The sequence below is a fragment of the Micromonospora sp. NPDC050686 genome (assembly GCF_040654475.1).
Lineage (GTDB): Bacteria > Actinomycetota > Actinomycetes > Mycobacteriales > Micromonosporaceae > Micromonospora.
Genome location: NZ_JBFAID010000003.1, coordinates 214,877 through 236,006, shown reverse-complemented (window position 1 = coordinate 236,006; position 21,130 = coordinate 214,877). Strand labels below are relative to the sequence as shown.

Below are 21,130 nucleotides of genomic sequence, written 5' to 3'. Positions count from 1 at the left end.
TCAGTCTCGGTCGGTGGTCGTGGCGGAGCGGTAGCGGCGCAGGGTCGGGAAGACCGCCGCGAGCAGCAGCGCCAACGCCCCGGCCAGCAGCCCGCCGCTGACCCAGGCGAACCCGGCCCCGCCGAACGCCGCCGCCGTGCCGGCCCGCAGGTCGCCCAGGCGCGGCCCGCCCGCCACCACCACGGTGTTCACCCCCTGGAGCCGGCCGCGCATCCGGTCCGGGTTGTGCACCAGCAGGATCGACTGCCGCAGCACCGCGCTGACCAGGTCGGCGGCGCCGGCCACCGCGAGCAGCACCACCATCAGCCAGAGCCGGTGCGCCAGCCCGGCCACCGCGATCGCCGCACTCCAGGCGAGTACGGCCACCACCAGGGCCAGTCCCTGCCGGCGCATCCGGCCGATCCAGCCGCTGGTGAGCCCGCCGAGCATCGCGCCGATGGCGATCGCGCTGAACAGCCAGCCGACCGCCGCCCCGCCGCCGAACCGCTCCTCGGCGATCTCCGGGAAGAGCGCGCGGGGCATGGCCAGGATCATCGCGATCAGGTCGAGCACGAAGGAGAGCATCAGGATCGGCGTGGTGACCAGGTAGCGGAACCCGTCCACGATGCCGGCCAGCCCGCCCCGGCTCAGCTCGCCCTCGGCGGGCGGCGCGGGCGGCATCGCCGGCAGCCGCACGGTCGCCACCACCAGCCCGGTGAAGAGCACCGCGTCCATCGCGTACGCCAGCGGCAGGCCCGTCCCGGTGCCGACGACGGCGAAGACCAGGCCGGCGGCGAGCGGGCCGAAGACGGCCGCGGCGGTGAAGGTGGTGTAGTTCAGCGTGGTGGCGGCCGGCACCAGCTCGGCCGGGAGCAGCCGGGGCAGGATCGCCACCCGGGCCGGCGAACTGACCGCGAACGCCACCGAGTGCACCGCGACCAGCGCCAGCAGCAGCACCGGGCTGCCCACCTTGAACAGCGCCTGGCCGAGCAGGGCGAGCACCGAGACCCAGAGCAGCGCCGAGCCGCCCAGCAGCACCCGGCGCCGGTCCCGGGCGTCGGCCACCGCGCCGCCCCAGAGCCCGAAGACCAGCAACGGTACGAAGGCGGCGACGCCCAGCATGCCGACCCAGAGCGAGTCGCGGGTCAGCTCGTACATCTCCACCGGCACGGCCACGGTGGTGAACTGGAAACCGAACATGGCCAGCGTGTTGCCGAGCCACAGCCGGCGGAACGCGGGCACCCGCAGCGGGCGTACGTCGATCGCCCAGCGGCCCGCCCCGCGCGGCCGGGCCTTCTCGACGGCCGTCACGGGGCCAGCCGCTCGACGGCCCAGCCGCCCCCGGTACGCCGGAACCGCAGCCGGTCGTGCAGCCGGCTGGCCCGCCCCTGCCAGAACTCCACCGTCTCCGGCCGGACCCGGAACCCGCCCCAGTGCGGCGGCGCCGGCAGCGGCTCGACGCCGGCGAACCGCTCCGCCACCGCCCGGTACGCCTCGTCCAGCGCGGCCCGGTCCGCCAGGACCGAGGACTGGGCGCTGGCCCACGCGCCGAGCTGGGAGCCGCGCGGCCGGCTGGCGAAGTACGCCTCGGTCTCGGCCCGGTCGACCGGCTCGATCCGGCCGGCCACCACCACCTGCCGCTGCATCGCGAACCACGGGAAGACCAGGCTGGCCCAGGGGTTGGCCAGCGCCTCGGCCCCCTTGCGCGAGCCGTGGTTGGTGTAGAGCACGAAGCCCTCCGCGTCGTACCCCTTGAGCAGCACGGTGCGGCCGCTCGGCCGGCCGGCGGCGTCGGCGGTGCCGAGCACCATCGCGTTCGGCTCGGGCAGCCCGGCGGCCACCGCGTCGGTGAACCAGCGGCCGAACTGGGTGGGCCAGTCCGGGGCCAGGTCCGCCTCGGAAAGGCCCTGGTCCGCCGCGTACTCGTTACGCATACCCGCCGGCCCTGGTGTGTCGCCCGTCACAGCTCGCTCCCTCTCGTCGACCGGCCGTGTTTCCGTCGCTGGCCAGGCCGCACCGACCAGTCTCACCCACCAGGGCCGGCCGTCCAGTCCCAGGGATGTCGCGTGCGGCACAGTCGCGCTGGGTCGCGTACTCAGTTACCCAGCAGGCAAGATGGCACGAACACATCCCTGAGGGTCGCTTAAGGTGCCGGGTGGGGACGAGCGCACGGCGGGCCCACCGAGCCAGAAGCCAGGAGAAGCGAGATGGCCGACTTCAAACCGGGGCTTGAGGGCGTGGTCGCCTTCGAGACCGAGATCGCCGAACCGGATCGCGAGGGCGGTTCGCTGCGCTACCGGGGCGTGAACATCGAGGATCTGATCGGCCAGGTCTCCTTCGGCAACGTCTGGGCGCTGCTGGTCGACGGCCGGTTCGGCCCGGGCCTGCCGCCGGCCGAGCCGTTCCCGGTGCCGGTGCACTCCGGCGACATCCGGGTCGACGTGCAGTCGGCGGTCGCCATGCTCGCCCCGTACTGGGGGCTGAACCAGCTGCTCGACATCTCCGACGAGCAGGCCCGCGAGGACCTGGCCCGGGTGTCGGTCACCGCGCTCTCCTTCGTCGCCCAGTCGGCCCGCGGCCTCGGCCTGCCGGCCGTACCGCAGAAGGAGATCGACAAGGCGTCCACCATCGTCGAGCGGTTCATGAAGCGCTGGCGGGGCGAGCCGGACCCGCGGCACGTCAAGGCCGTCGACGCGTACTTCATCTCGGCCGCCGAGCACGGCCTGAACGCGTCCACCTTCACCGCCCGGATCGTCGCCTCCACCGGCGCGGACGCCGCGGCCTGCATCTCCTCCGGCATCGGCGCGCTCTCCGGCCCGCTGCACGGCGGCGCCCCCTCCCGGGTGCTGACCATGCTGGAGGCCGTCGAGCGCAGCGGCGACGCCGAGGGGTACGTCCGGAGCGTGCTGGACCGGGGCGAGCGGCTGATGGGCTTCGGCCACCGGGTCTACCGGGCCGAGGATCCGCGCGCCCGGGTGCTCCGGCGCACCGCCAAGGAGCTGGGCGCGCCGCGCTTCGAGGTCGCTGAGGCGCTGGAGAAGGCCGCCCTCGCCGAGTTGCAGGCCCGCCGCCCCGACCGGGTGCTCGCCACCAACGTCGAGTTCTGGTCGGCCGTGGTGCTGGACTTCGCCGAGGTGCCGGCGCACATGTTCACCTCGATGTTCACCTGCGCCCGGATGGGCGGCTGGTCGGCGCACATCCTGGAGCAGAAGAAGCTGAACAGGCTGGTCCGCCCGTCGGCCCGGTACGTCGGCCCCGGCCCCCGCCGCCCCCATGACGTCGAAGGCTGGGGCGCCATCCCCCACGGCGTCTGAGGTGCAAGGAGGGGCCCCCGGTCAACGCCTCCGTTAACCGGGGCCCCTCCTTACACCTGTGGCGCATCCCTCAGTGGTGAAGGTGGGACCTGGGGGCGGTGGGGTCCCGGCGGGTGCGAGGATGAGGGCTCGGCAGTGCCGCCGGACCGGGCAGGGATCCCGGCCTCCGTGCGCCCGGTGCGCACGTCCCGCCGTCGATCCGTGCCCGCAACAGGGCCCGTCCCCGCCCCTGCGGAGAGGATCGAGACAACCGTGGCTGACGCACCGACCATCCGGATTCCCGACGACATCAAGCCCGCCGACGGGCGCTTCGGCTGCGGGCCGTCCAAGGTCCGTCCGGCGGCGGTCTCCGCGCTCGCCGACGTCGCCACCAGCTACCTGGGCACCTCGCACCGGCAGCAGACGGTCCGCGACCAGGTCGCCCGGCTCCGGCGGGGCCTCGCCGAGTTCTTCGCCCTGCCCGAGGGCTACGAGGTGGTCATCGGCAACGGCGGCACCACCGCCTTCTGGGAGGTGGCCACCTTCGGGCTGGTCCGCGACCGGGCCCAGTTCGCCAGCTTCGGCGAGTTCGGCGCGAAGTTCGCCAAGTCGGTGAAGGACGCCCCGTTCCTGGGCGAGCCGACGGTACGCAAGTCCGAGCCGGGCAGCGCGCCGACCCTGGTCGCCGAGGCGGGCGTGGACGTCTACGCCACCCCGCACAACGAGACCTCCACCGGCGTGGCCGTGCCGATCAACCGGGTGGCGGGCGCCGACGAGGGCGCGTTGCTGCTGGTCGATGCCACCTCGGGCGCCGGCGGGCTGGACGTCAACGTCGGCGAGACCGACGTCTACTACTTCGCCCCGCAGAAGTGCTTCGGCTCCGACGGCGGCCTCTGGCTGGCCCTGATGTCGCCGGCCGCGCTGGGGCGGGCCACCGAGATCAAGGGCTCGGGCCGCTACATCCCGGCCTTCCTCGACCTGGTCACCGCGATCGACAACTCGCGGCTGGAGCAGACGTACAACACCCCGGCGCTGGCCACCATCTTCCTGGCCGCCGAGCAGACCGACTGGATGAACTCCCAGGGTGGCCTGGCCTGGGCGGCCAAGCGCACCGCGGAGAGCGCCGGCATCGTGTACGGCTGGGCGGAGCGCTCGTCGTTCGCCACCCCGTACGTGACCGATCCGACGCTGCGCTCCAACGTGGTCGCCACGATCGACTTCGCCGAGGGGGTGGACGCCGCGGCGGTGGCCAAGGTGCTGCGCGCCAACGGCATCGTCGACACCGAGCCGTACCGGAAGCTGGGCCGCAACCAGCTGCGGGTGGCGCTCTTCCCGGCGGTCGAGCCGGCCGACGTGGAGGCGCTGACCGCCGCCATCGATCACGTGGTCGAGCGACTCTGATCACCTCGTGACGGTGGGTGGTCACCGGAGCCTCGGCGGCCACCCACCGTGATCATCGCCGCAGCTCAGTCCCGACATGCCGGGGTGTCACATCCCCCACCTTCGGGAAGATGAGCGTACGGTGGTGCGAGACGCCCGGGTGGCCGGCTCGTGGCGTGACGGCCAGCGAAGCGGGACGGAGGCAACGTTATGCGCCCAGTACGCTTCGTCGCCCTCTCCGAGGACGGCCAGGCTCTGGTGCTCGCCGACGAGGTCGGCCGCCTGCTGGCCCTCCCGATCGACGAACGGATCGCCTCGGCGATGCACGCCGAGCCCGGCGCGCCGCCGCTGGCAGTGGTGCCGACCGCGAGCGACCCGGCGCCGTCGCTGTCACCCCGGGACATCCAGGCCAAGATCCGCTCCGGCGAGTCCGCCGAGGACGTGGCCCGGATCGCCGGCGTGCCGGTCGACCGGGTGCTCCGCTACGCCGGCCCGGTGCTCCAGGAGCGGGCCATGCTCGCCCAGCACGCCCGCCGCTCCCGGCTCAAGGGCGCGGAGAAGCCGACGCCGCTGTCCGAGGTGGTCAACGGCCGGCTGGCCCAGCACGGCATCGACACCGAGAAGATCTCCTGGGACGCGTACCGGCGGGACGACGGCACCTGGCGGATCATCGCCACCTGGCCGTCCGGCAAGGCCACCGCGCAGGCGGTCTGGGACCTGGACAAGACCCGCCAGCACGTCACCCCGCACGACGACATGGCGCAATACCTCTGCGCCGAGCGGCCCACGCCGATCCTCGGCCAGGAGCCGGCGCCGGAGCGGGGCGGTCACGCGCTGCCCGGCCCGTCCCGGGGCGAGCCGAGCCGGGGTGGGCACGGGCTGCCCGCGGCGAGCGGCGAGCCGCGCCCCGGTCGGGATCCGATCCGGGCCGGGCGGGACGCCCTGCTCGCCTCGCTGGACAGGCCGCTCGGCGGCTCGTCCGGTCGGGGCCTCGACACCCGTAACCCGGCCGCGCTCGCCAACCCGGACGCGCCCCGGCAGCGGGCCGTCGGCGGCGGCGCCGCGGCGCTGCTCGGCGGCGGTCCCGGGTCGGCGTTCGACGACGACTCGGACGCGCCGAAGGAGATCCCCGCCGTCCCCTCGCTGGCCGTGCTCCGGCCTCGCCGGACGGGCCCCGGGGCGGCCGCCGCCGGTGGCGCCGGCGGCGAGTCGACCGACGCCGCCGGAAAGCCGCGCAAGCGGCTGCCGAGCTGGGACGATGTGCTCTTCGGCAGCGGCCCGGCCGCCCGCGAGTCCTCCTGACCCAGGTAAGCGCGACATCTCCGGCCGGCGTCTCCGACGCCGGCCGGAGTTCTTAGCCACTCGAAGTTCCCACGTGCCAGGGTGGTGGCATGGAGTACACGAATCTGGGGCGTACCGGCCTGTCGGTCAGCCGGCTCTGCCTGGGCACGATGAACTTCGGGCCGCAGACGAACGAGGCGGACAGCTTCGCCATCATGGACCGGGCGCTGGAACACGGCATCAACTTCTTCGACACCGCCAACGTCTACGGCTGGCAGCTCGGCGAGGGCGTCACCGAGCAGATCATCGGCCGCTGGCTCGACCAGGGCGGCGGCCGGCGCGACAAGGTCGTGCTGGCCACCAAGGTGTACGGCAAGATGAGCGACTGGCCCAACGACCAGGGGCTCTCCGCCCGGCACATCATCCGGGCCTGTGAGGAGTCGCTGCGCCGGCTGCGCACGGACAGCATCGACCTCTACCAGATGCACCACGTCTCCCGGACCACCCCGTGGGAGGAGATCTGGCAGGCGATGGAGACGCTGGTCGCGCAGGGCAAGGTGCTCTACGTCGGCTCGTCCAACTTCGCCGGCTGGCACCTCGCCCAGGCGCAGGCCGCCGCGGCGAAGCGCAACTTCCTCGGGCTGGTCTCCGAGCAGAGCATCTACAACCTGATGACCCGGCACGTCGAGCTGGAGGTGATCCCCGCCGCGCAGCACTACGGGTTGGGCATCATCCCCTGGTCGCCGCTGCACGGCGGGCTGCTCTCCGGGGTGATCCGCAAGATGGCCGAGGGCGGCGCGGCGCGCGGGGCGTCCGGGCGGTCGGCCGACGCGCTGGCCGAGCACCGGCCGACCATCGAGGCGTACGAGAAGCTCTGCGCCGACCTCGGCCACGACCCGGCCGACGTGGCGCTGGCCTGGCTGCTCTCCCGGCCCGGGGTGACCGCCCCGATCGTCGGCCCGCGCACCCTCGACCAGCTGGACCGCAACCTGGGCGCCCTCGACGTCTCGCTGGACGAGGGGACCCTGGGCCGGCTGGACGAGCTGTTCCCGCCGGTCGGCAACGGTGGCCCCGGCCCGGAGGCCTGGGCCTGGTAGCCCGCCGCCGTTAGCGCTTCACGGCATGTCGCGGTATCCGGCGCCCCGGATGCCGCGACTTGCCGCAGGTCGGGACCGGCGCGGGACCAAGTCAGAGCGGCCAGGCGGCCAGCCGGTCGTACGTGGGGCGGGGGCCGGGGTGGCTGCGGACCAGCACCAGCTCGCTGGCCGGCCATTCCGGGCCGAGGTATTCGTCGAGCGCCACCCGGTCGGCGTCGACGTCGGCGGCGTCGAGCCGGTCGCCGGGGCGGGCGATGGTCAGGTGCGGCCGGAACGGCTTCTCGTCGTGCGGCAGGCGGGCCCGGCGCAGCCCGGACCGGATCAGCCGGGCCAGGGTGGACAGTGCCGGCACGTCGCCGCGCAGGTCGACCCAGAGGATGGTGAACCGGCCCCGCCCGAACCGGCCGCCGCCGCCGAGCCGCAGCCGTGGCGAGCTACCCCGGCCGGCCCGGAAGGTCTGCACCGCGAGCCCGAGGGCGCTCTCCACCTCGATCAGCCGGCTCTCCTCGACCTCGCCGAGGAAGGCCAGGGTGAGGTGGGCGTGGGCCGGGTCGGCCAGCCGTACGTTGATCCCGGCGGCGGCGGCCGCACCCACCCGGAGCCGGGCCACCCGGTCGGTGACCTCGTCGACCGCCTCGGGCGGCGGATAGACGGCGACGAAGAGCCGCACCGGTCAGCGGTGCCGCAGGCGCTGCTCGGGGCGGGCGGCGGGCAGGGTCAGCCCGGCGGCGTGCAGCTCGCCCTCGACCCGGAGCCGTTCGATCTCCCGGTCGACCCCGGTCAGCTCGCCGAGGTGTTCGGTGCGGCCGAGGGCGCGGCAGGCGTCCCGCAGCCGCTCGTCGTACGCCTCGATCACCGCGCCGTGCCAGACCACGGAGCGGCCGGTGGCGGCCATCCGGTGCCCGCCGAGGCGGCGCAGGTCGGCGGCGACCTGTTGCAGCGGCCGGCGGCCGTCCCGGTCGAACTCGGTGAGGTCGATGTCCCGGGTCAGCGCGTCCGCCTCGATGGCCCGGTCGAGGCGGGCGATGGTGCGCTGTTCCCGCCGTCGGTCCCGCCAGTCCGTCCAGCCGCAGACGACCCGATCGATGATCTCGTCGGCGCAGAACAGCGCGGCGATGAGCGCGGGCACGCACGCGACGGCCACGAAGGCCAGGGTCAGCGTCAGAGCGCTAGCGCCATCCACGTATCGACGCTAAGGCCCCGGGCGGCGGCCCGCCACCGGATTGCCGGTATCCGGATGGCGCACCGGGGACCGGCCCGCCGCCGGCGGGCGGCGGCGGACCGGGATCGATCAGCACTCCGGGGCGGAGACCACGTAGAAGCGGGGCATCGGGAGCACCCGGAACCGGAGCCGGGCGCCGGAGCGGCGCAGCTGCCAGGTGAGCGCGAGCAGGGCGGTGGCCAGCGAGATCAGGCCGCCGATCCAGATGCTGGCGCCGGCGCCGAAGGTTTCGGCGAGCCAGCCGATGACCGGTGCGCCGATCGGGTTGGTGCCGAGGAAGACCAGCACCCAGAGCGCCATCACCCGGCCCCGGAAGGCCGCGTCGACGCCGAGCTGGATCCGCTGGTTGGCCGCCTGGGCGAAGAAGACCATGAAGAACCCGGTGGGCAGCAGCAGCGCCACCACCAGCCAGTACGCCGAGGCCAGCCCGACCAGGGTGCCGAACGCCGAGCAGGCGACCGCGGCGCCGAGCACCACCCAGACGGTGGGCCGGCTGCGCCGTCCGGTGCCGGCCAGCGCGCCGGCCAGCGCGCCGACCGCCAGCGCACTGCTGAACAGGCCGAACGAGGCGGCGCCGGTGTGGAAGACGGTCTTGGCCAGCGCGGCCAGGGTGAGCTGGAAGTTGAACAGCGAGGTGGCGATGATGGAGATCATCACCATCGGCAGCAGCAGGTCGGGGCGGCGCCAGACGTACCGCAGGCCGTCGATCACCTTGGCCTGGTCGCGCTCGGCGACCGGCGGCAGCTCCTTGCGGTGCAGCTCTGCGGGGCGCAGCCGGATCACGTTGACCAGCGGCGCCAGCGAGCTGAGCGCGGTGACCAGGAAGACCGGGCCCACGTCGAAGGCGGCGATGGCCAGGCCGGCCAGCGCCGGTCCGATGATCCGCGCGGAGTTGAAGGTGGCCGCGTTGAGGGAGAGCGCGTTGGGCAGCAGCGGCGTGCCGACCAGTTCGCTGACGAACGCCTGCCGGACCGGGGTCTCCACCGCGTTGGCGGTGCCGAGCAGGGCGGCGAAGGCGAACACGTGCCAGAGCTGCACCAGCCCGGTGATCACCAGGGCGGCCATGGCGAGCGACAGCACGGTCCAGAAGGCGTTGGCGACGAAGAGCAGCAGGCGCTTGTCGTACCGGTCGGCGAGGCGGCCGGAGATCAGGGTGAGCAGCAGCACCGGGGTGAACTGGAGGGCGGTGACCACGCCGAGCGCGGTAGCCGAGTTGCCGGAGAGGTCGAGGACGAGCCAGTCCTGGGCGATGAACATCATCCAGACGCCGATCAGTTTGATCAGCTGTCCGGTGGCGAAGAGCCGGTAGTTGCGGACTCGTAGGGACTGGAACATCGTGCTCAGCGTCGCCTGCACTCTTGGTGCGCCTCCTCAGGTACGCGTCATCGACAGTGGACGGCGCGGACCCGGTGGCGCGGTCAGTCGCGGGCGATCTGCTGGAGGATCTCGGCGGCTCGCCGTAGCGTGTCCCGGTCCTCCTCACCGAGGGCGGCCAGTCGGCTGGCCAGCCACTCGTTGCGGGCCCGCTCGAACTGGTCGAGCACGGCCCGTCCCCCCTCGGTCGCCGCCAGGATGACCTGGCGACCGTCGGTCGGATGGGGGGTGCGCCGCACGAGGCCGCGCTCCTCCAACTTCGCGACGATCCTGGTCATCGTGGGCGGCTGCACCCGTTCGACGTCGGCCAGCTCCCTGGGTGTCAGCGCGCCCGCCAGCCGGAGGCTGGTGAGCGCGGAGAGCTGGGTGACCGTCAGGTCGCCCACCGGGCGGGCCTGCCGGACCCGCCGGTTGAGCCGGGTGATCGCATCTCGCAACTGGGGGGCCAGCTGCGCCGGTGGCACGCGTTCCGCCGTCACCGTCCGCTCCGTCACAGTCGTTAGCCTACCTAATGAGCATGGCTAACGACATGCGATATGACCACGCTCACGAGAAGTTTGTCCTGCTCCGGGCCGGGTAGCCGGCGCGGCCCCCCGGCCCGGGACAGGATCGTCAGAGCACCGCGGACTCGATCGGCCCGCGCAGGAAGTACAGCACGAACAGCAGGGCCACGAAGTACAGCAGCGGGTGGACCTCGCGGGCCTTGCCCCGGGCGATCTTCACCAGCACGAACGTGATGATGCCCGCGCCGATGCCGTTGGAGATCGAGTAGGTGAACGGCATCAGCACGATGGTGAGGAACGCCGGGATGGCGATCTCGTAGTCGGTCCAGTCGATGGTCCGGACCGCGGTCATCATCAGGAAGCCGACCACCACCAGCGCGGTGGACGCCGCCTCGAACGGCACCACCACCGCCAGCGGCGCCAGGAACATCGCCAGCAGGAACAGGGCGCCGGTGACCAGGTTGGCCACGCCGGTCCGGGCACCCTCCGCGACACCCGCGGCACTCTCGATGTACGACGTGTTGCTCGACACGGAGGCCGTGCCACCCGCGGCGGCGGCGATCGAGTCGACCAGCAGGATCTCCTTCGCCCGCGGCGGAGTGCCCTGCTCGTCGAGCATGCTCCCCTCCTGGCCGATCGCGACCATCGTGCCCATGGTGTCGAAGAAGTCCGTGATCAGCAGGGTGAAGACGAACATCAGCGGGACCAGCCAGCCGACCCGGCCCCACGAGCCCAGCACGTTGAAGTTGCCGAGCAGGGAGAGGTCGGGGATGTCGACCACCTTCTCCGGCAGCGCCGGCACGTTCAGCGACCAGCCCTTCGGGTTCGGCTGGCCGTTGACGAAGGACGGGCCGACCTTGGTGATTGCCTCCACGATGATCGCCAGCACGGTCGAGGCGAGGATGCCGATCAGGATCGCGCCCCGCACCCGGCGTACCACCAGCACGATGGTGACCAGCAGGCCGACCACGAAGACCAGCATCGGCCAGCTGATGATCTTGCCGTTGATGCCCAGGCCGACCGGCACGGTGGTGTTCGCCGCGTCCGGCATCCGGCGGACGAAGCCGGCGTCCACCAGGCCGATGATGGTCAGGAAGAGGCCGATGCCGACGCCGATCGCGGTCTTCAGCTGCGTCGGCACCGAGCGGAACACCGCGGTACGCAGCCCGGTCAGCACCAGGATGGCGATGAGCACACCCTCGATCACCACCAGGCCCATGGCGTCGGCCCAGGTCATCTCGGGGGCGATCTCGTAGGCCACCAGCGCGTTGACGCCGAGGCCGGCGGCGAGCGCCATCGGGAACCGGCCGACGACGCCCATCAGGATCGTCATCAGGCCCGCCACCAGGGCGGTGGCGGCGGCCAGCGCGGGGATCGCGAGCTGCTTGCCGTCACCGTCGACGGCACCGCCCAGGATCAGGGGATTGAGCACCACGATGTACGCCATCGTGAAGAAGGTCGCGAGGCCACCCCGGACCTCCCGGCTCATCGTCGAGCCGCGGGAGGTGATCTCGAAGAAGCGATCGAAACCGGAGGGGGGTCGAGCGGGATCGGGTGCAGTGCCGTTGTCCGGCGGCGCTATGGCCATCTGGTCCCTCGCAGGTGATCTTCGGTTGGACGGGCGCATCGTCCCAGATCAGTGGTGGGCAGGGAAAGTTGATCGCGTACGATTTGCCCGTGCCTCAGCAGCAGCAGCCGCGGCCGGAGCCGCTGGACCCGCCGATGGTTCCCTTCGCCGTCGCCGGTCTGGTCGCCTGGGCGGTGGCCGGGCTGGTCCTGCTGATCTTCTTCCGCGACTGGCTCACCGCACACGGCCACCAGAACTGGCTCTGGACGTGCCTGGCCGGGTTTCTGTGGGGCTTCCCCGGTCTCGCGGTGATGATGCGCCACGACGCCCACCGGCGTCGCCGCCGGGCCACCGCCGGCCAGAGCTGAATCAGCTCCGCCCGGTCCGCGCGGCCGGGGCCACCGACCTCACGGGTGACCGTACGGCTCCGCCGGCTCGGCCGACTCGACCGACCCGGGAGCGCGGCTCACCGTGACCGCCTCGACCGCGCTGTCGTCGTAGATGGTCGGCAGCTCGTCGACCGGCGTCTCCGGGGTCTCGGTCAGCGTCTCCGAGTGGGCGCCGCACCCGTGGTCGGCGCTGACCACCCGGCCGTCGTCCGGGGCGTAGAAGTTGCCGCAGGCCCCGAAGGTCTGCCGCAGCTGACCGGCCAGCGGCAGGTAGAAGCCGCAGGTGCCGCAGCGGGCGGCGGCGGGCGCCGCGGTCGAGATCGGCGCGGCGGGGCCGTGGTCACCGTCGTACCAGCGCTGGGCCGCCTCCGCCCGCCCCTCCCGGGACATCACCCGGGGCCGGCCCAGGCCCAGCTCCCAGGCGGTCTCCTCGACCGCCGGGTCGTCGGAGAGCAGGTAGCCGGGGGCGAGCCGGTCGTCGTCGGCGGGGGTGACCAGCAGGTCGCCCGGCCCCAGGTCGCCCGGCTTGAGGCGCTCCTGCCAGGGCACCCAGCCGGGGGCGAGCATCGCGTCGGCGCCGGGCAGCAGCACCGTCTCGCAGATGGTGACGGTGCGGCTGCGGGGCACCCGGGTCACGGTGACCGCCCAGCGCCACCCCCGGTAGCCGGCCAGCCGGCACTCGAAGTAGTGGGTGACGAGGCGATCCCCCTCGGCCACGGCCTGGAGGTGGTCGCCGACGTCGGCGGGGTCCACGTCGGTGATCGCGGCGCGGGCCACCTCGACGGCAGCGGCGCACACCTGGTCGAGACGGGCGCGGGTGGAGGCGGGCCTGGTCACCGGTCCATTGTTCCCCATGCCCGGCGGAGCCCGACACAGGGACTCCCCGGGAGGCTTCTGCGCCGGTGCTGCGGCGTTCGCCGACCGGATGGGCGAGGATGGAACACATGCCGCTGTTCTCCCGCCCCGAGCGATCCGTACTCGGGCGGACCGTGGGCACCGGCATCCGGGCCGTACGCCTGCTGCTGCGCGGCTCGGTCAGCGGCGGCCGGTGGATGACCCGGCGGGCCGGCTCGGCCCGGGCCCGCAGCGCCGGCAACGAGGTCGGCATGGTCCGCCTCTTCGACCTGCACGCGCTCTCCTGCGCCGGCGACACGCTGATCGCGATCGGGCTGGCCGGCACGATCTTCTTCGACGTGCCGCTCGGCGAGGCGCGCAACAAGGTGGCGCTCTACCTGCTGGTGACAATGGTGCCGTTCGCCATGCTGGCGCCGGTGGTCGGCCCGCTGCTCGACCACTTCCGGCACGGCCGCCGGTACGCGCTGGCGGCCACCATGCTCGGCCGGGCCTTCCTGGCCTGGCTGATCTCCGACTACCTGGACAGCTTCGGCCTGTACCCGGCCGCCTTCGGGGTGCTGGCGCTGTCCCGGGCGTACGGCGTGGCCCGGTCCGCGGCGGTCCCCCGGCTGCTGCCCGAGGGCATCGGCCTGTCCCAGGTGGGCGCGCGGGCCAGCGTCTACGGGACGGTGGCGGGCGCGCTGATGGCGCCGCTCGGCCTGGCCGCCTTCTGGTTCGGGCCGCAGTGGCCGCTGCGGGTCGCCTCGGTGATCTTCCTGGTCGGCATGGTGATCGCGTTGCGGCTGCCGCCGAAGGCGGACTCGGAGCCGCCGGAGCGGGTCCCCCACCCGCTGCGCGCGCTGCGCGGCCGGGACCGGGAACGGCCGCTGGGCCGGGGCCGCCCCGCCGGCCGGCTGGTGATCGCCACCCTGATCGGCTCCGCCACCCTGCGCGGCATGTACGGCTTCCTGCTGCTCTTCCTCGCCTTCGCGATCAAGTCCGGCGACCTGACCACGGTCTTCCTCGGTCGGGAACTCGGCCCGCAGGTCGCGCTGGGCGTGGTCGGCGGGGCGCTGGCGGTGGGCGGCTTCCTGGCCACCGCCATCGGCACCCGGCTGCGCATCCACCGCCCGGTCGCCATCCAGTCCAGCGCGTTGATCATCGTGGCCGGGGTGGGCGTACTCGCCACCCTGAAGTTCTCGCTGCCCATGGTGGCGGTGCTCTGCCTGGTGACCGCCCTGTTCAGCGGGATCGCCAAGCTGACCGTGGACGCCTCGATCCAGGAGCGCATCCCGGAACGGCTGCGGGCCAGTTCCTTCGCCCATTCGGAGACGGCGCTGATGCTCGCCTTCGTGGCCGGCGGCGCGCTGGGCCTGGTGCCGTTCGCCGGCCGGGTCGGCGTCCTCGTCGCGGCCGGGGTCGCGGTCCTGGCCGCCCTCCGCGGGCTGCTGGTCGCCAGCCGGCTCCGCGCCGAACGGCTGGTCGGCCGCCCGCTCGACGACGACGAACTGGCCGAGCAGGACCGGTCGACCGGCACGGACCCCGACGACACCGTCGCGGCCGACGCCACCGAGGCCGCGCGCCGGGCGGCGCCGACCTCGCCGGCCCCCGGCGGCTACGACGGGCCCCCGCGGGCCGACGACGACGGGCTGGCCCCGCCCGGCTACCACGTCTACCGGCCGTCCTCCGCCGTGCCGCCGGCCGGCGGGGCGGACGACGAGCAGCGCCGCAGCTCACCCGGATCGGTGCCGTGACGAGACTGCTGGTGGTGACCGCCGTGCCGGTGGAGGCCGAGGCGGTCCGGGCCGGGCTCACCGACCCGACGGTGACGGTGCGCCCGGTGGGGGTGGGGCCCGCCGTGGCGGGCGCGGCCACGGCCCGGCTGCTCGCCCTGGCCGAGGCGGCCGGCCACCCGTTCCGGGCAGTGCTGAGCGCCGGCGTCGGCGGCGGCTTCGCCGACCGGGTGCCGGTCGCCGGCACGGTGCTGGGCACCCGCAGCGTCGCGGCGGACCTGGGCGCCGAGTCGCCGGCCGGCTTCATCCCGGTGGACGAGCTGGGCATGCCACCGGAGTGGCTGGGTGGCGGCCCGTCGGTGGACGCCGACGCCGCGCTGCTGGCCGAGCTGCGGCAGGCGCTGCCGACGGCGACCGTAGGCGCGGTGCTGACCGTCAGCACCGTCACCGGCACCGCCGCCAGCACCCTGGCCCTCGCCGCACGTCACCCCGACGCGGTGGCCGAGGCCATGGAGGGGTACGGCGTGGCGGTCGCCGCGACGCAGGCCGGGCTGCCCTTCGGGGAGCTGAGGACGATCTCCAACCCGGTCGGCCCCCGGGACCGGGACGCCTGGCGGATGCGGGAGGCCCTCGCCGCCCTCACCGAGGCCGCCCAGGTGCTGCGCTGAGCTGCGGCGGCGGTCAGCGTGCCGCGGCGGGCTCGGCCACGGGCGGCTCGTCCGGCAGGTCGAACCGGAAGGCGGTCGGCCGCGCGGCCTCCTGCTGCCACCCACAGGCGAACAGGAACCCGACGCCGCCGAACTCGGCGACGGCCCGCGCTTCCACGACACCGGCCCGGCGCATCTCCCCCGTCAGCGCCGCCAGCAGCCGCCGGCCGATACCGAGGAACCGGTGCTCGGCGGCGACCAGTACGCCGTCCAGCACGACCTCCCGCTGGCCGCCCAGGTCGTACCCGATCATCAGATCGAGGCTGCGCTCGTGGGCCCGCAGCTCGCCGACCAGCTCGCCGTCGGGCAGCTCCGCGACGAACCGCCAGGACGTCGAGGGAAGCCCGGCCCGGGTGAAGCGGCGAATCTCGACCCTGCGCCGCACGTCGACGCCCCGGCGTTGGCGGTCCCGCTCGTGCCGGTTCAACCGCCACGTCGCCGCCGGCAGCTTGAGCGGCCAGAACCGCCGGGGCAGGTCGTACCAGCCGGCCCACCAGGCACCCGGCCAGTCCCGCGGCTCGCGGACCTCACGCCCGTCGAGGTGTGCCGGGCACTGCCGCCCGGCAGCGTCCCGTGGGCCGTCGGCCGCGACCGTCAGCGCGGCTGCCGCCCCGCCCCCGCCGGCCCGGTCGGCGCCGACGGGCGGGTGCAGGCCGGGGCGCGGGTGCAGGCCGGGGCGGGGGTCGACGCCGCGTGGCGCGTCACCGGCAGGCAGCGAGACGGCCACCTGGGCGTTCATCGCCCGCACGAGTCGCTCGACGGTGCGGAACCGGGGGTCGGTCGCCCGCCCCGCCTCGATCCGGGCGATGGTCCCCTGCGGGATGCCGGACCTCGCGGCCAGTTCGCGCTGGCTCAGGTCGGCCTGGCGGCGCAACGCCCGCAGCGTCGAACCCAGGTCGACCGCCTCCCCCGGCTCGGTCATGCTCACATGGTCCGCCCCGCCGGTGACCGCGTTCAACAACCACCGTCCACCTGTGGACAACCCTGTGGAAAACCGCTCGGCCTGGGGACGACCGGTGCGGTTCAGCGGCTACCAACTTGATGACGTAAACGAATCAGCAGCCCGGGAACGACACCCCGACACGCCGGAAACCGTGCCCACTCTGATTCGTCTGTGACGTCAAGTTGGTAGGGGGCCGACACGGGCCCCTGCCGCCCGGAGACGACACCCGGCGCAGCCGGCACCACCCCCGCGCCGATCCGACCACGACGTCACGCCGACAGGGACCGACACACCCCCCTGTCACCCCGAGACGACGCGCCGGCGCCGCCGGCACCACCCCCCGCGCCGGCACGACCCCGACCAGTCGGCGGAGTCGCGGATCACGGTGGGCGGGCGGGGCGGGGCCACCGGCCGTGGGCGGGGTTACGGTGGGGTCGTGGCGCTCTCCCTCGCGATCTCGCCCTGCCCGAACGACACGTTCGTCTTCGACGCCCTGGTGCACGGGCGGGTGCCCGGCGCACCGGCGGTGGAGGTCACCTACGCCGACGTGGACGTTACCAACACCGCCGCGGAGCGGGGGGCGTTCGACCTGGTCAAGGTGAGTTACGCCGCCCTACCCTGGCTGCTGGCGGACTACCACCTGCTGCCCTGCGGCGGGGCGCTGGGGCGGGGCTGCGGCCCGCTGGTGCTCACCCGCGGCGACCGGACCGACCTGTCCGGCGCGACGGTGGCGGTGCCGGGTGAGCGGACCACGGCGTACCTGCTGTTCCGGCTCTGGGCGGCGGGCCAGCCGCCGGCGCGGATCGAGGTGGTGCCGTTCCACGAGATCATGCCGGGGGTGGCCGCCGGCCGGTACGACGCCGGGCTGGTGATCCACGAGGCGCGGTTCACCTACCCGCGGCACGGGTTGACCGCCCTGGTCGACCTCGGTGAGTGGTGGGAGGGCGACACCGGGCTGCCGATCCCGCTCGGCGCGATCCTGGCCCGCAAGGGCGCCGTCGACCCGGTCGAGGCCGCCGGCTGGATCCGGGAGTCCGTCCGGCAGGCGTGGGCCGACCCCGAGGCCAGCCGGGAGTACGTGCTCGCGCACGCGCAGGAGATGGAGCCCGACGTGGTGGACCGGCACATCGGCCTCTACGTCAACGAGTTCACCGCCGACCTGGGAGAGGCCGGCTTCGCCGCCGTGGAGGCGCTGCTGGGCCGGGCCGCCGACGCCGGGCTCGTCCCTCAGACCTCCAGCTCGCGGGCCACCGCGTGGACCAGCTGAGCGACCTTCTGCGCGGTCTTCCGGTCCGGGAACCGGCCCCGTTGCAGGTCCGGCTGGACCTTCGCCTCCAACACCTTGATCATGTCTTCGACCAGGCCGTGCAGCTCGTCGGCGGGCCGTCGGCGCGCCTCGGCCACGGACGGCGGCGCCTCCAGCAGCCGTACGCTCATCGCCTGGGAACCTCGCCGGCTCTCCACCACACCGAACTCGATCCGCTGACCACCCTTGAGGTCGGTGACACCCGCCGGCAGCGCGGCCTTCGGCAGGAACACGTCGCCACCCTCGTCACTGGTGACGAACCCGTATCCCTTGGCCGTGTCGTACCACTTCACTCGACCCGTAGGCACCTGAGAACCCCTGCTTCGCTCGAACGACTACTGCTCCAAGGCTAGCCGGATGATCCGGTCGAGTGCCGCCGGGAATCCGGTGAGGTCGTCGAGCACCAGCCGCGCCCCGGCGGCCCGCAGTTCGTCGCCCGTGCACGGGCCGGTCGCCACCCCGATCCCGGGGATCCCGGCCGCCCCGGCCGCCGCCATGTCCGCCACGTGGTCCCCGACGTAGAGGGTCGCCCCGTGCTCCCCCAGCGCGGTGGCCTTCTCCTCGGCGAACAGGTCGCCGGCCAGCTCGTCCACCGCCAGCCCCAGGTGGTCCAGGTGCAGCTTCGCCAGCCGGCCGATCTTCGAGGTGACCACCATGACCCGGCCACTCCGCTCGTGCACCGCGGCGATCGCCGCCACCGCGCCGGGCATCGGCAGGGTCGGCGTGATCGCGTACGCCGGGTAGAGCTCGCGGTACGCGCGGACCGCCTCCTCCACCTGCTCCGGCGGGAACCAGCGGGCGATCTCGGTGCGCAGCGGCGGCCCGAGCCGGGACACGGCCGCGTCGGCGTCCACCGACACGCCGGTGCGCGCGGTCAGCGCCCGGTACGCGGCGGCGATGCCGGGACGCGAGTCGACCAGGGTCATGTCGAGGTCGAAACCGACCATCAGTGGGGGCATGTGGCGAACGTACCCGCCCAACCCGGACCGAGCCGGACGTCCGAGCGGCGGGACGTCGCCCCTGCGGGCTAGCGTGGAACGACGATGACCACCTCACTCGCCGATCACCTGCGGGCCCTGCCCGACGACTCGCTGGCCGCGCTGCTCCAGCTGCGGCCGGACCTCGTCGTGCCGGTGCCCGCCGACGTCTCCGCGCTGGCCATCCGGGCCCAGTCCCGGGTCTCCGTGGCGCGCGCCCTGGACGGGCTGGACCAGTTCACCCTCCAGGTCCTCGACGCCGCCCGGCTCACCCGCGACCCGGACGCCGGCACCACCACCGCCGAGGCGATCCTCGCGATGGCGGGCGCCGGGCCCCGCCCGCCGGCCCCGGCCGCGATCCGCGGGGCGCTGGGCCGGCTGCGTGCGCTCTTCCTGCTGTACGGCCCGGAGCACGAGCTGCGCGTGGTCGGTGGCGTCGACGAGGTTTCCCCGTACCCGGCGGGGCTGGGCCGGCCGGCGGCGGAGCTGGACCCGCGCTCGGCCGCGCTCTGCGCGGACCCGGCGAAGCTGCGGCGTACGCTGCTCGCCGCTCCGCCCTCGGCCCGGGCGGTCCTGGACCGGCTCGCGGCCGGGCCGCCGGTGGGCAGCGTGCCCCCGGGGGCGTTGCAGGCCCCCGCCGTCGGGGCGGAGGACGCGTTGCCGCCGGACGTCACCAACGGCGGCGCGCCCACCGGCTCCCCGGTCCGCTGGCTGGTCGAGCACCGGCTGCTGGTGCGGGTGTCGAGCGGCAAGGGCGGCGGCACGGTCGAGCTGCCCCGCGAGGTGGGCCTGCTGCTGCGCCGGGAGACCGGCCCGCTCGGGCCGGTGACCACCACCCCACCCCCGGTGTCCGGCCCGCCCCGGGAGCCGAAGGCCGTCGACTCGGCGGGCGCCGGGCAGACCATGGAGGCGGTACGCCACACCGAGGCGCTGCTGGAGAGCCTGGCCGCCGAGCCGGCGCCGGTGCTCCGCTCGGGCGGCGTCGGGGTGCGTGACCTGCGCCGGCTGGCCCGGGTGCTGGGGCTGGACGACCCGACCACCGCCCTGCTGTTCGAGGTGGCGTACGCGGCGGGCCTGCTGGGCGAGCTGGACCTGACCGGTTCCGCGACCGCCCGGTACGGCGGCGACCAGCAGGTGCTGCCCACCGGCGGGTACGAGGTGTGGCGGGCGTTGTCGCTGGCCCAGCGCTGGGAGCAGCTGGCCCGGGCGTGGCTGACCATGACCCGGCAGCCGGGCCTGGTGGGGCAGCGGGACGACCGGGACCGGCCGATCCCGGTGCTCTCCGCCGAGGCGGAACGGGCCGGCGCGCCGGCTTCCCGGCGGGCGGTGCTCGGGGTGCTGGCCGAACTGGAGCCGGCCACCGCGCCCACCCCGGACGAGGCGCTGGCCCTGCTGGAGTGGCGGGCGCCGCGGCGGGCCCGGGGGCGGGAGGGGGCGCACCGGGAGGTGCTGGCCGAGGCCGCCCAGCTCGGGGTGACCGGCCTGGGCGCGCTCACCTCGTACGGGCGGCTGCTGCTGGCCGACGTCACCGACGCCGACGAGCGGGGTGGGGAGGACCCGCTCGGGCTGTTCTCCGAGGCCGAGTCGGGCGACCCGTCCACGGCGGTACGCGCCCTGGACGCGCTGCTGCCCGCCCCGGTGGATCACGTGCTGGTGCAGGCCGACCTGACCGTGGTGGTGCCCGGCCCGCCCGACCCGGCGCTGGCGGGTGAGTTGGACGTGGTGGCCGAGCACGAGTCGGCGGGCGGGGCGAGCGTCTACCGGGTGACTCCGGCCAGCGTGCGGCGGGCCCTGGACGCCGGCTACTCGGCCGACGACCTGCACGCGCTGTTCCGCCGCCGGTCCCGTACCCCGGTGCCGCAGGGGCTGGCCTATCTGGTGGACGACGTGGCCCGCAAGCACGGCGGGCTGCGCGTCGGCTCGGCCGGCGGGTACGTGCGCAGCGACGACGAGGCGCTGCTCACTGAGGTGCTGGCGGACAGGCGGCTGGAGCCGCTGGCGTTGCGCCGGCTGGCCCCGACGGTGCTGGTGACGCCCTACCAGGTGAACCGGATGCTGCTCGCGCTGCGCGACGCCGGGTACGCGCCGGTGCCGGAGGATGCCGGCGGCGCGACGGTGCTAACCCGGCCGAAGATCCGGCGGGCGCCGGCCCGGATGCCGGTGTCGACCCGGGCGGTGGACCCACTGGCGACGCCGAGGCTGCCGATGCCGCGGCTGCTGGGCGTGGTGGAGCAGATCCGGCGCGGCGAGGCGGCGGCGCGGGCGGCCCGGCGGGCACCGGCCGTGGTGCGCGGCGCCACGCCCAGCGGGCCGACCCCGGTGCACGGTCACGCCGAGGCCCTGGCCGTGCTCCAGCAGGCGGTGCGGGACAAGACGCTGGTCTGGGTCGGCTACGTCGACGCGCACGGGGCGACCGCGTCCCGCCTGGTCCGGCCGGTGTCGATGGGCGCCGGCTATCTGCGGGCGGAGGACGAGCGGACGGAGATGCTGCACACCTTCGCCCTGCACCGGATCACCGCGGCGGTCCTGGAGGACTGAGGGCGGA

Annotated in this window: 21 protein-coding genes; 10 read left to right on the top strand and 11 right to left on the bottom strand. The window is 74.4% G+C overall.

Features of this window, described 5'->3' with window-relative positions:
* On the bottom strand, positions 1-1,290 hold the full coding sequence (locus AB0H57_RS04920; RefSeq protein ID WP_357502721.1) for an MFS transporter: 1,290 nt from the start codon (positions 1,288-1,290) through the stop codon (positions 1-3).
* Positions 1,287-1,913 (bottom strand): pyridoxamine 5'-phosphate oxidase, encoded by a 627-nt coding sequence (pdxH, locus tag AB0H57_RS04915; protein WP_357502719.1) that lies wholly within the window; start codon positions 1,911-1,913, stop codon positions 1,287-1,289. The genes AB0H57_RS04920 and pdxH overlap by 4 nt, the downstream gene beginning before the upstream one ends.
* 273 nt (positions 1,914-2,186) lie before the next feature.
* Between pdxH and AB0H57_RS04910 the strand changes: the two genes are divergently transcribed.
* From AB0H57_RS04910 to AB0H57_RS04895, 4 genes are all read left to right on the top strand, one after another.
* Positions 2,187-3,293, top strand: coding sequence for a citrate synthase 2 (locus AB0H57_RS04910; protein ID WP_357502717.1), 1,107 nt, complete (start codon positions 2,187-2,189; stop codon positions 3,291-3,293).
* 252 nt (positions 3,294-3,545) lie between these two features.
* On the top strand, positions 3,546-4,673 hold the full coding sequence (gene serC / locus AB0H57_RS04905) for a phosphoserine transaminase (RefSeq protein ID WP_357502715.1): 1,128 nt from the start codon (positions 3,546-3,548) through the stop codon (positions 4,671-4,673).
* Positions 4,674-4,862: 189 nt separating this feature from the next.
* Positions 4,863-5,954: a septation protein SepH gene (gene sepH, locus AB0H57_RS04900; RefSeq protein WP_357502713.1), complete on the top strand. Its 1,092-nt coding sequence runs from the start codon at positions 4,863-4,865 to the stop codon at positions 5,952-5,954.
* A gap of 89 nt (positions 5,955-6,043) precedes the next feature.
* The gene (locus tag AB0H57_RS04895) at positions 6,044-7,030 is read left to right on the top strand and encodes an aldo/keto reductase (RefSeq protein WP_357502711.1); all 987 of its coding nucleotides are present in this window, start codon (positions 6,044-6,046) and stop codon (positions 7,028-7,030) included.
* A gap of 91 nt (positions 7,031-7,121) precedes the next feature.
* On the opposite strand, the gene thpR is transcribed toward AB0H57_RS04895, so the two are convergent.
* The 5 genes from thpR to AB0H57_RS04870 all read right to left on the bottom strand — a co-directional run bounded on the left by thpR (position 7,122) and on the right by AB0H57_RS04870 (position 11,717).
* Positions 7,122-7,700: an RNA 2',3'-cyclic phosphodiesterase gene (thpR, locus tag AB0H57_RS04890; RefSeq protein WP_357502709.1), complete on the bottom strand. Its 579-nt coding sequence runs from the start codon at positions 7,698-7,700 to the stop codon at positions 7,122-7,124.
* Between the two features lie 3 nt (positions 7,701-7,703).
* Positions 7,704-8,213 carry a hypothetical protein gene (locus AB0H57_RS04885; RefSeq protein ID WP_357502708.1) on the bottom strand — a complete coding sequence of 170 codons (510 nt, stop codon included), beginning with the start codon at positions 8,211-8,213 and terminating at the stop codon, positions 7,704-7,706.
* Between the two features lie 108 nt (positions 8,214-8,321).
* Positions 8,322-9,608, bottom strand: coding sequence for an MFS transporter (locus AB0H57_RS04880; RefSeq protein WP_357502707.1), 1,287 nt, complete (start codon positions 9,606-9,608; stop codon positions 8,322-8,324).
* 62 nt (positions 9,609-9,670) lie between these two features.
* The gene (locus AB0H57_RS04875) at positions 9,671-10,120 is read right to left on the bottom strand and encodes a MarR family transcriptional regulator (protein WP_357502706.1); all 450 of its coding nucleotides are present in this window, start codon (positions 10,118-10,120) and stop codon (positions 9,671-9,673) included.
* A 118-nt stretch (positions 10,121-10,238) separates the two neighbouring features.
* Positions 10,239-11,717: an NCS2 family permease gene (locus AB0H57_RS04870; protein ID WP_357502704.1), complete on the bottom strand. Its 1,479-nt coding sequence runs from the start codon at positions 11,715-11,717 to the stop codon at positions 10,239-10,241.
* Positions 11,718-11,806: 89 nt separating this feature from the next.
* Here AB0H57_RS04870 and AB0H57_RS04865 point away from each other — a divergent pair, with 89 nt between their 5' ends.
* Positions 11,807-12,064, top strand: coding sequence for a DUF2530 domain-containing protein (locus tag AB0H57_RS04865; RefSeq protein WP_357502702.1), 258 nt, complete (start codon positions 11,807-11,809; stop codon positions 12,062-12,064).
* 39 nt (positions 12,065-12,103) lie between these two features.
* Here the strand turns inward: AB0H57_RS04865 and AB0H57_RS04860 are convergent, their stop codons facing one another.
* Positions 12,104-12,940: a DUF3027 domain-containing protein gene (locus AB0H57_RS04860; protein WP_357502700.1), complete on the bottom strand. Its 837-nt coding sequence runs from the start codon at positions 12,938-12,940 to the stop codon at positions 12,104-12,106.
* Positions 12,941-13,029: 89 nt separating this feature from the next.
* Here AB0H57_RS04860 and AB0H57_RS04855 point away from each other — a divergent pair, with 89 nt between their 5' ends.
* Positions 13,030-14,673 (top strand): MFS transporter, encoded by a 1,644-nt coding sequence (locus tag AB0H57_RS04855; RefSeq protein ID WP_357502698.1) that lies wholly within the window; start codon positions 13,030-13,032, stop codon positions 14,671-14,673.
* Complete coding sequence (locus AB0H57_RS04850) at positions 14,670-15,320, top strand: futalosine hydrolase (protein WP_357502696.1); 651 nt, start codon at positions 14,670-14,672, stop codon at positions 15,318-15,320. Before AB0H57_RS04855 ends, AB0H57_RS04850 begins: the two co-directional genes overlap by 4 nt.
* Before the next feature lie 13 nt (positions 15,321-15,333).
* Here the strand turns inward: AB0H57_RS04850 and AB0H57_RS04845 are convergent, their stop codons facing one another.
* Entirely contained in the window at positions 15,334-16,281 is a 948-nt protein-coding gene (locus AB0H57_RS04845; protein WP_357502694.1) for a GNAT family N-acetyltransferase, read from the bottom strand.
* Between the two features lie 22 nt (positions 16,282-16,303).
* On the opposite strand from AB0H57_RS04845, the gene AB0H57_RS04840 reads away from it, so the two are divergent.
* Together AB0H57_RS04840 and AB0H57_RS04835 are read left to right on the top strand one after the other, a co-directional pair.
* Positions 16,304-16,477 (top strand): hypothetical protein, encoded by a 174-nt coding sequence (locus AB0H57_RS04840; RefSeq protein ID WP_357502692.1) that lies wholly within the window; start codon positions 16,304-16,306, stop codon positions 16,475-16,477.
* A 261-nt stretch (positions 16,478-16,738) separates the two neighbouring features.
* Entirely contained in the window at positions 16,739-17,569 is an 831-nt protein-coding gene (locus AB0H57_RS04835; protein WP_357502690.1) for a 1,4-dihydroxy-6-naphthoate synthase, read from the top strand.
* Here the strand turns inward: AB0H57_RS04835 and AB0H57_RS04830 are convergent.
* Together AB0H57_RS04830 and AB0H57_RS04825 are read right to left on the bottom strand one after the other, a co-directional pair.
* Positions 17,530-17,916: a cold shock domain-containing protein gene (locus AB0H57_RS04830; protein ID WP_357502688.1), complete on the bottom strand. Its 387-nt coding sequence runs from the start codon at positions 17,914-17,916 to the stop codon at positions 17,530-17,532. The genes AB0H57_RS04835 and AB0H57_RS04830 overlap by 40 nt on opposite strands.
* Positions 17,917-17,943: 27 nt before the next feature.
* Positions 17,944-18,567 (bottom strand): HAD hydrolase-like protein, encoded by a 624-nt coding sequence (locus AB0H57_RS04825; RefSeq protein WP_357502686.1) that lies wholly within the window; start codon positions 18,565-18,567, stop codon positions 17,944-17,946.
* A gap of 84 nt (positions 18,568-18,651) precedes the next feature.
* On the opposite strand from AB0H57_RS04825, the gene AB0H57_RS04820 reads away from it, so the two are divergent.
* Positions 18,652-21,123, top strand: coding sequence for a helicase-associated domain-containing protein (locus tag AB0H57_RS04820; protein WP_357502685.1), 2,472 nt, complete (start codon positions 18,652-18,654; stop codon positions 21,121-21,123).
* Positions 21,124-21,130: the final 7 nt, after the last annotated feature.

What these genes read in the sequence shown, in the direction of transcription:
- AB0H57_RS04820 (WP_357502685.1), top strand. Translation starts at nt 18,652, where the DNA reads ATGACCACCTCACTCGCCGATCACCTGCGGGCCCTGCCCGACGACTCG.
- AB0H57_RS04870 (WP_357502704.1), bottom strand. Translation starts at nt 11,717, where the DNA reads ATGGCCATAGCGCCGCCGGACAACGGCACTGCACCCGATCCCGCTCGA.
- AB0H57_RS04860 (WP_357502700.1), bottom strand. Translation starts at nt 12,940, where the DNA reads ATGGGGAACAATGGACCGGTGACCAGGCCCGCCTCCACCCGCGCCCGT.
- pdxH (WP_357502719.1), bottom strand. Translation starts at nt 1,913, where the DNA reads ATGCGTAACGAGTACGCGGCGGACCAGGGCCTTTCCGAGGCGGACCTG.
- AB0H57_RS04845 (WP_357502694.1), bottom strand. Translation starts at nt 16,281, where the DNA reads ATGACCGAGCCGGGGGAGGCGGTCGACCTGGGTTCGACGCTGCGGGCG.
- AB0H57_RS04825 (WP_357502686.1), bottom strand. Translation starts at nt 18,567, where the DNA reads ATGCCCCCACTGATGGTCGGTTTCGACCTCGACATGACCCTGGTCGAC.
- sepH (WP_357502713.1), top strand. Translation starts at nt 4,863, where the DNA reads ATGCGCCCAGTACGCTTCGTCGCCCTCTCCGAGGACGGCCAGGCTCTG.
- AB0H57_RS04855 (WP_357502698.1), top strand. Translation starts at nt 13,030, where the DNA reads ATGCCGCTGTTCTCCCGCCCCGAGCGATCCGTACTCGGGCGGACCGTG.
- AB0H57_RS04910 (WP_357502717.1), top strand. Translation starts at nt 2,187, where the DNA reads ATGGCCGACTTCAAACCGGGGCTTGAGGGCGTGGTCGCCTTCGAGACC.
- AB0H57_RS04895 (WP_357502711.1), top strand. Translation starts at nt 6,044, where the DNA reads ATGGAGTACACGAATCTGGGGCGTACCGGCCTGTCGGTCAGCCGGCTC.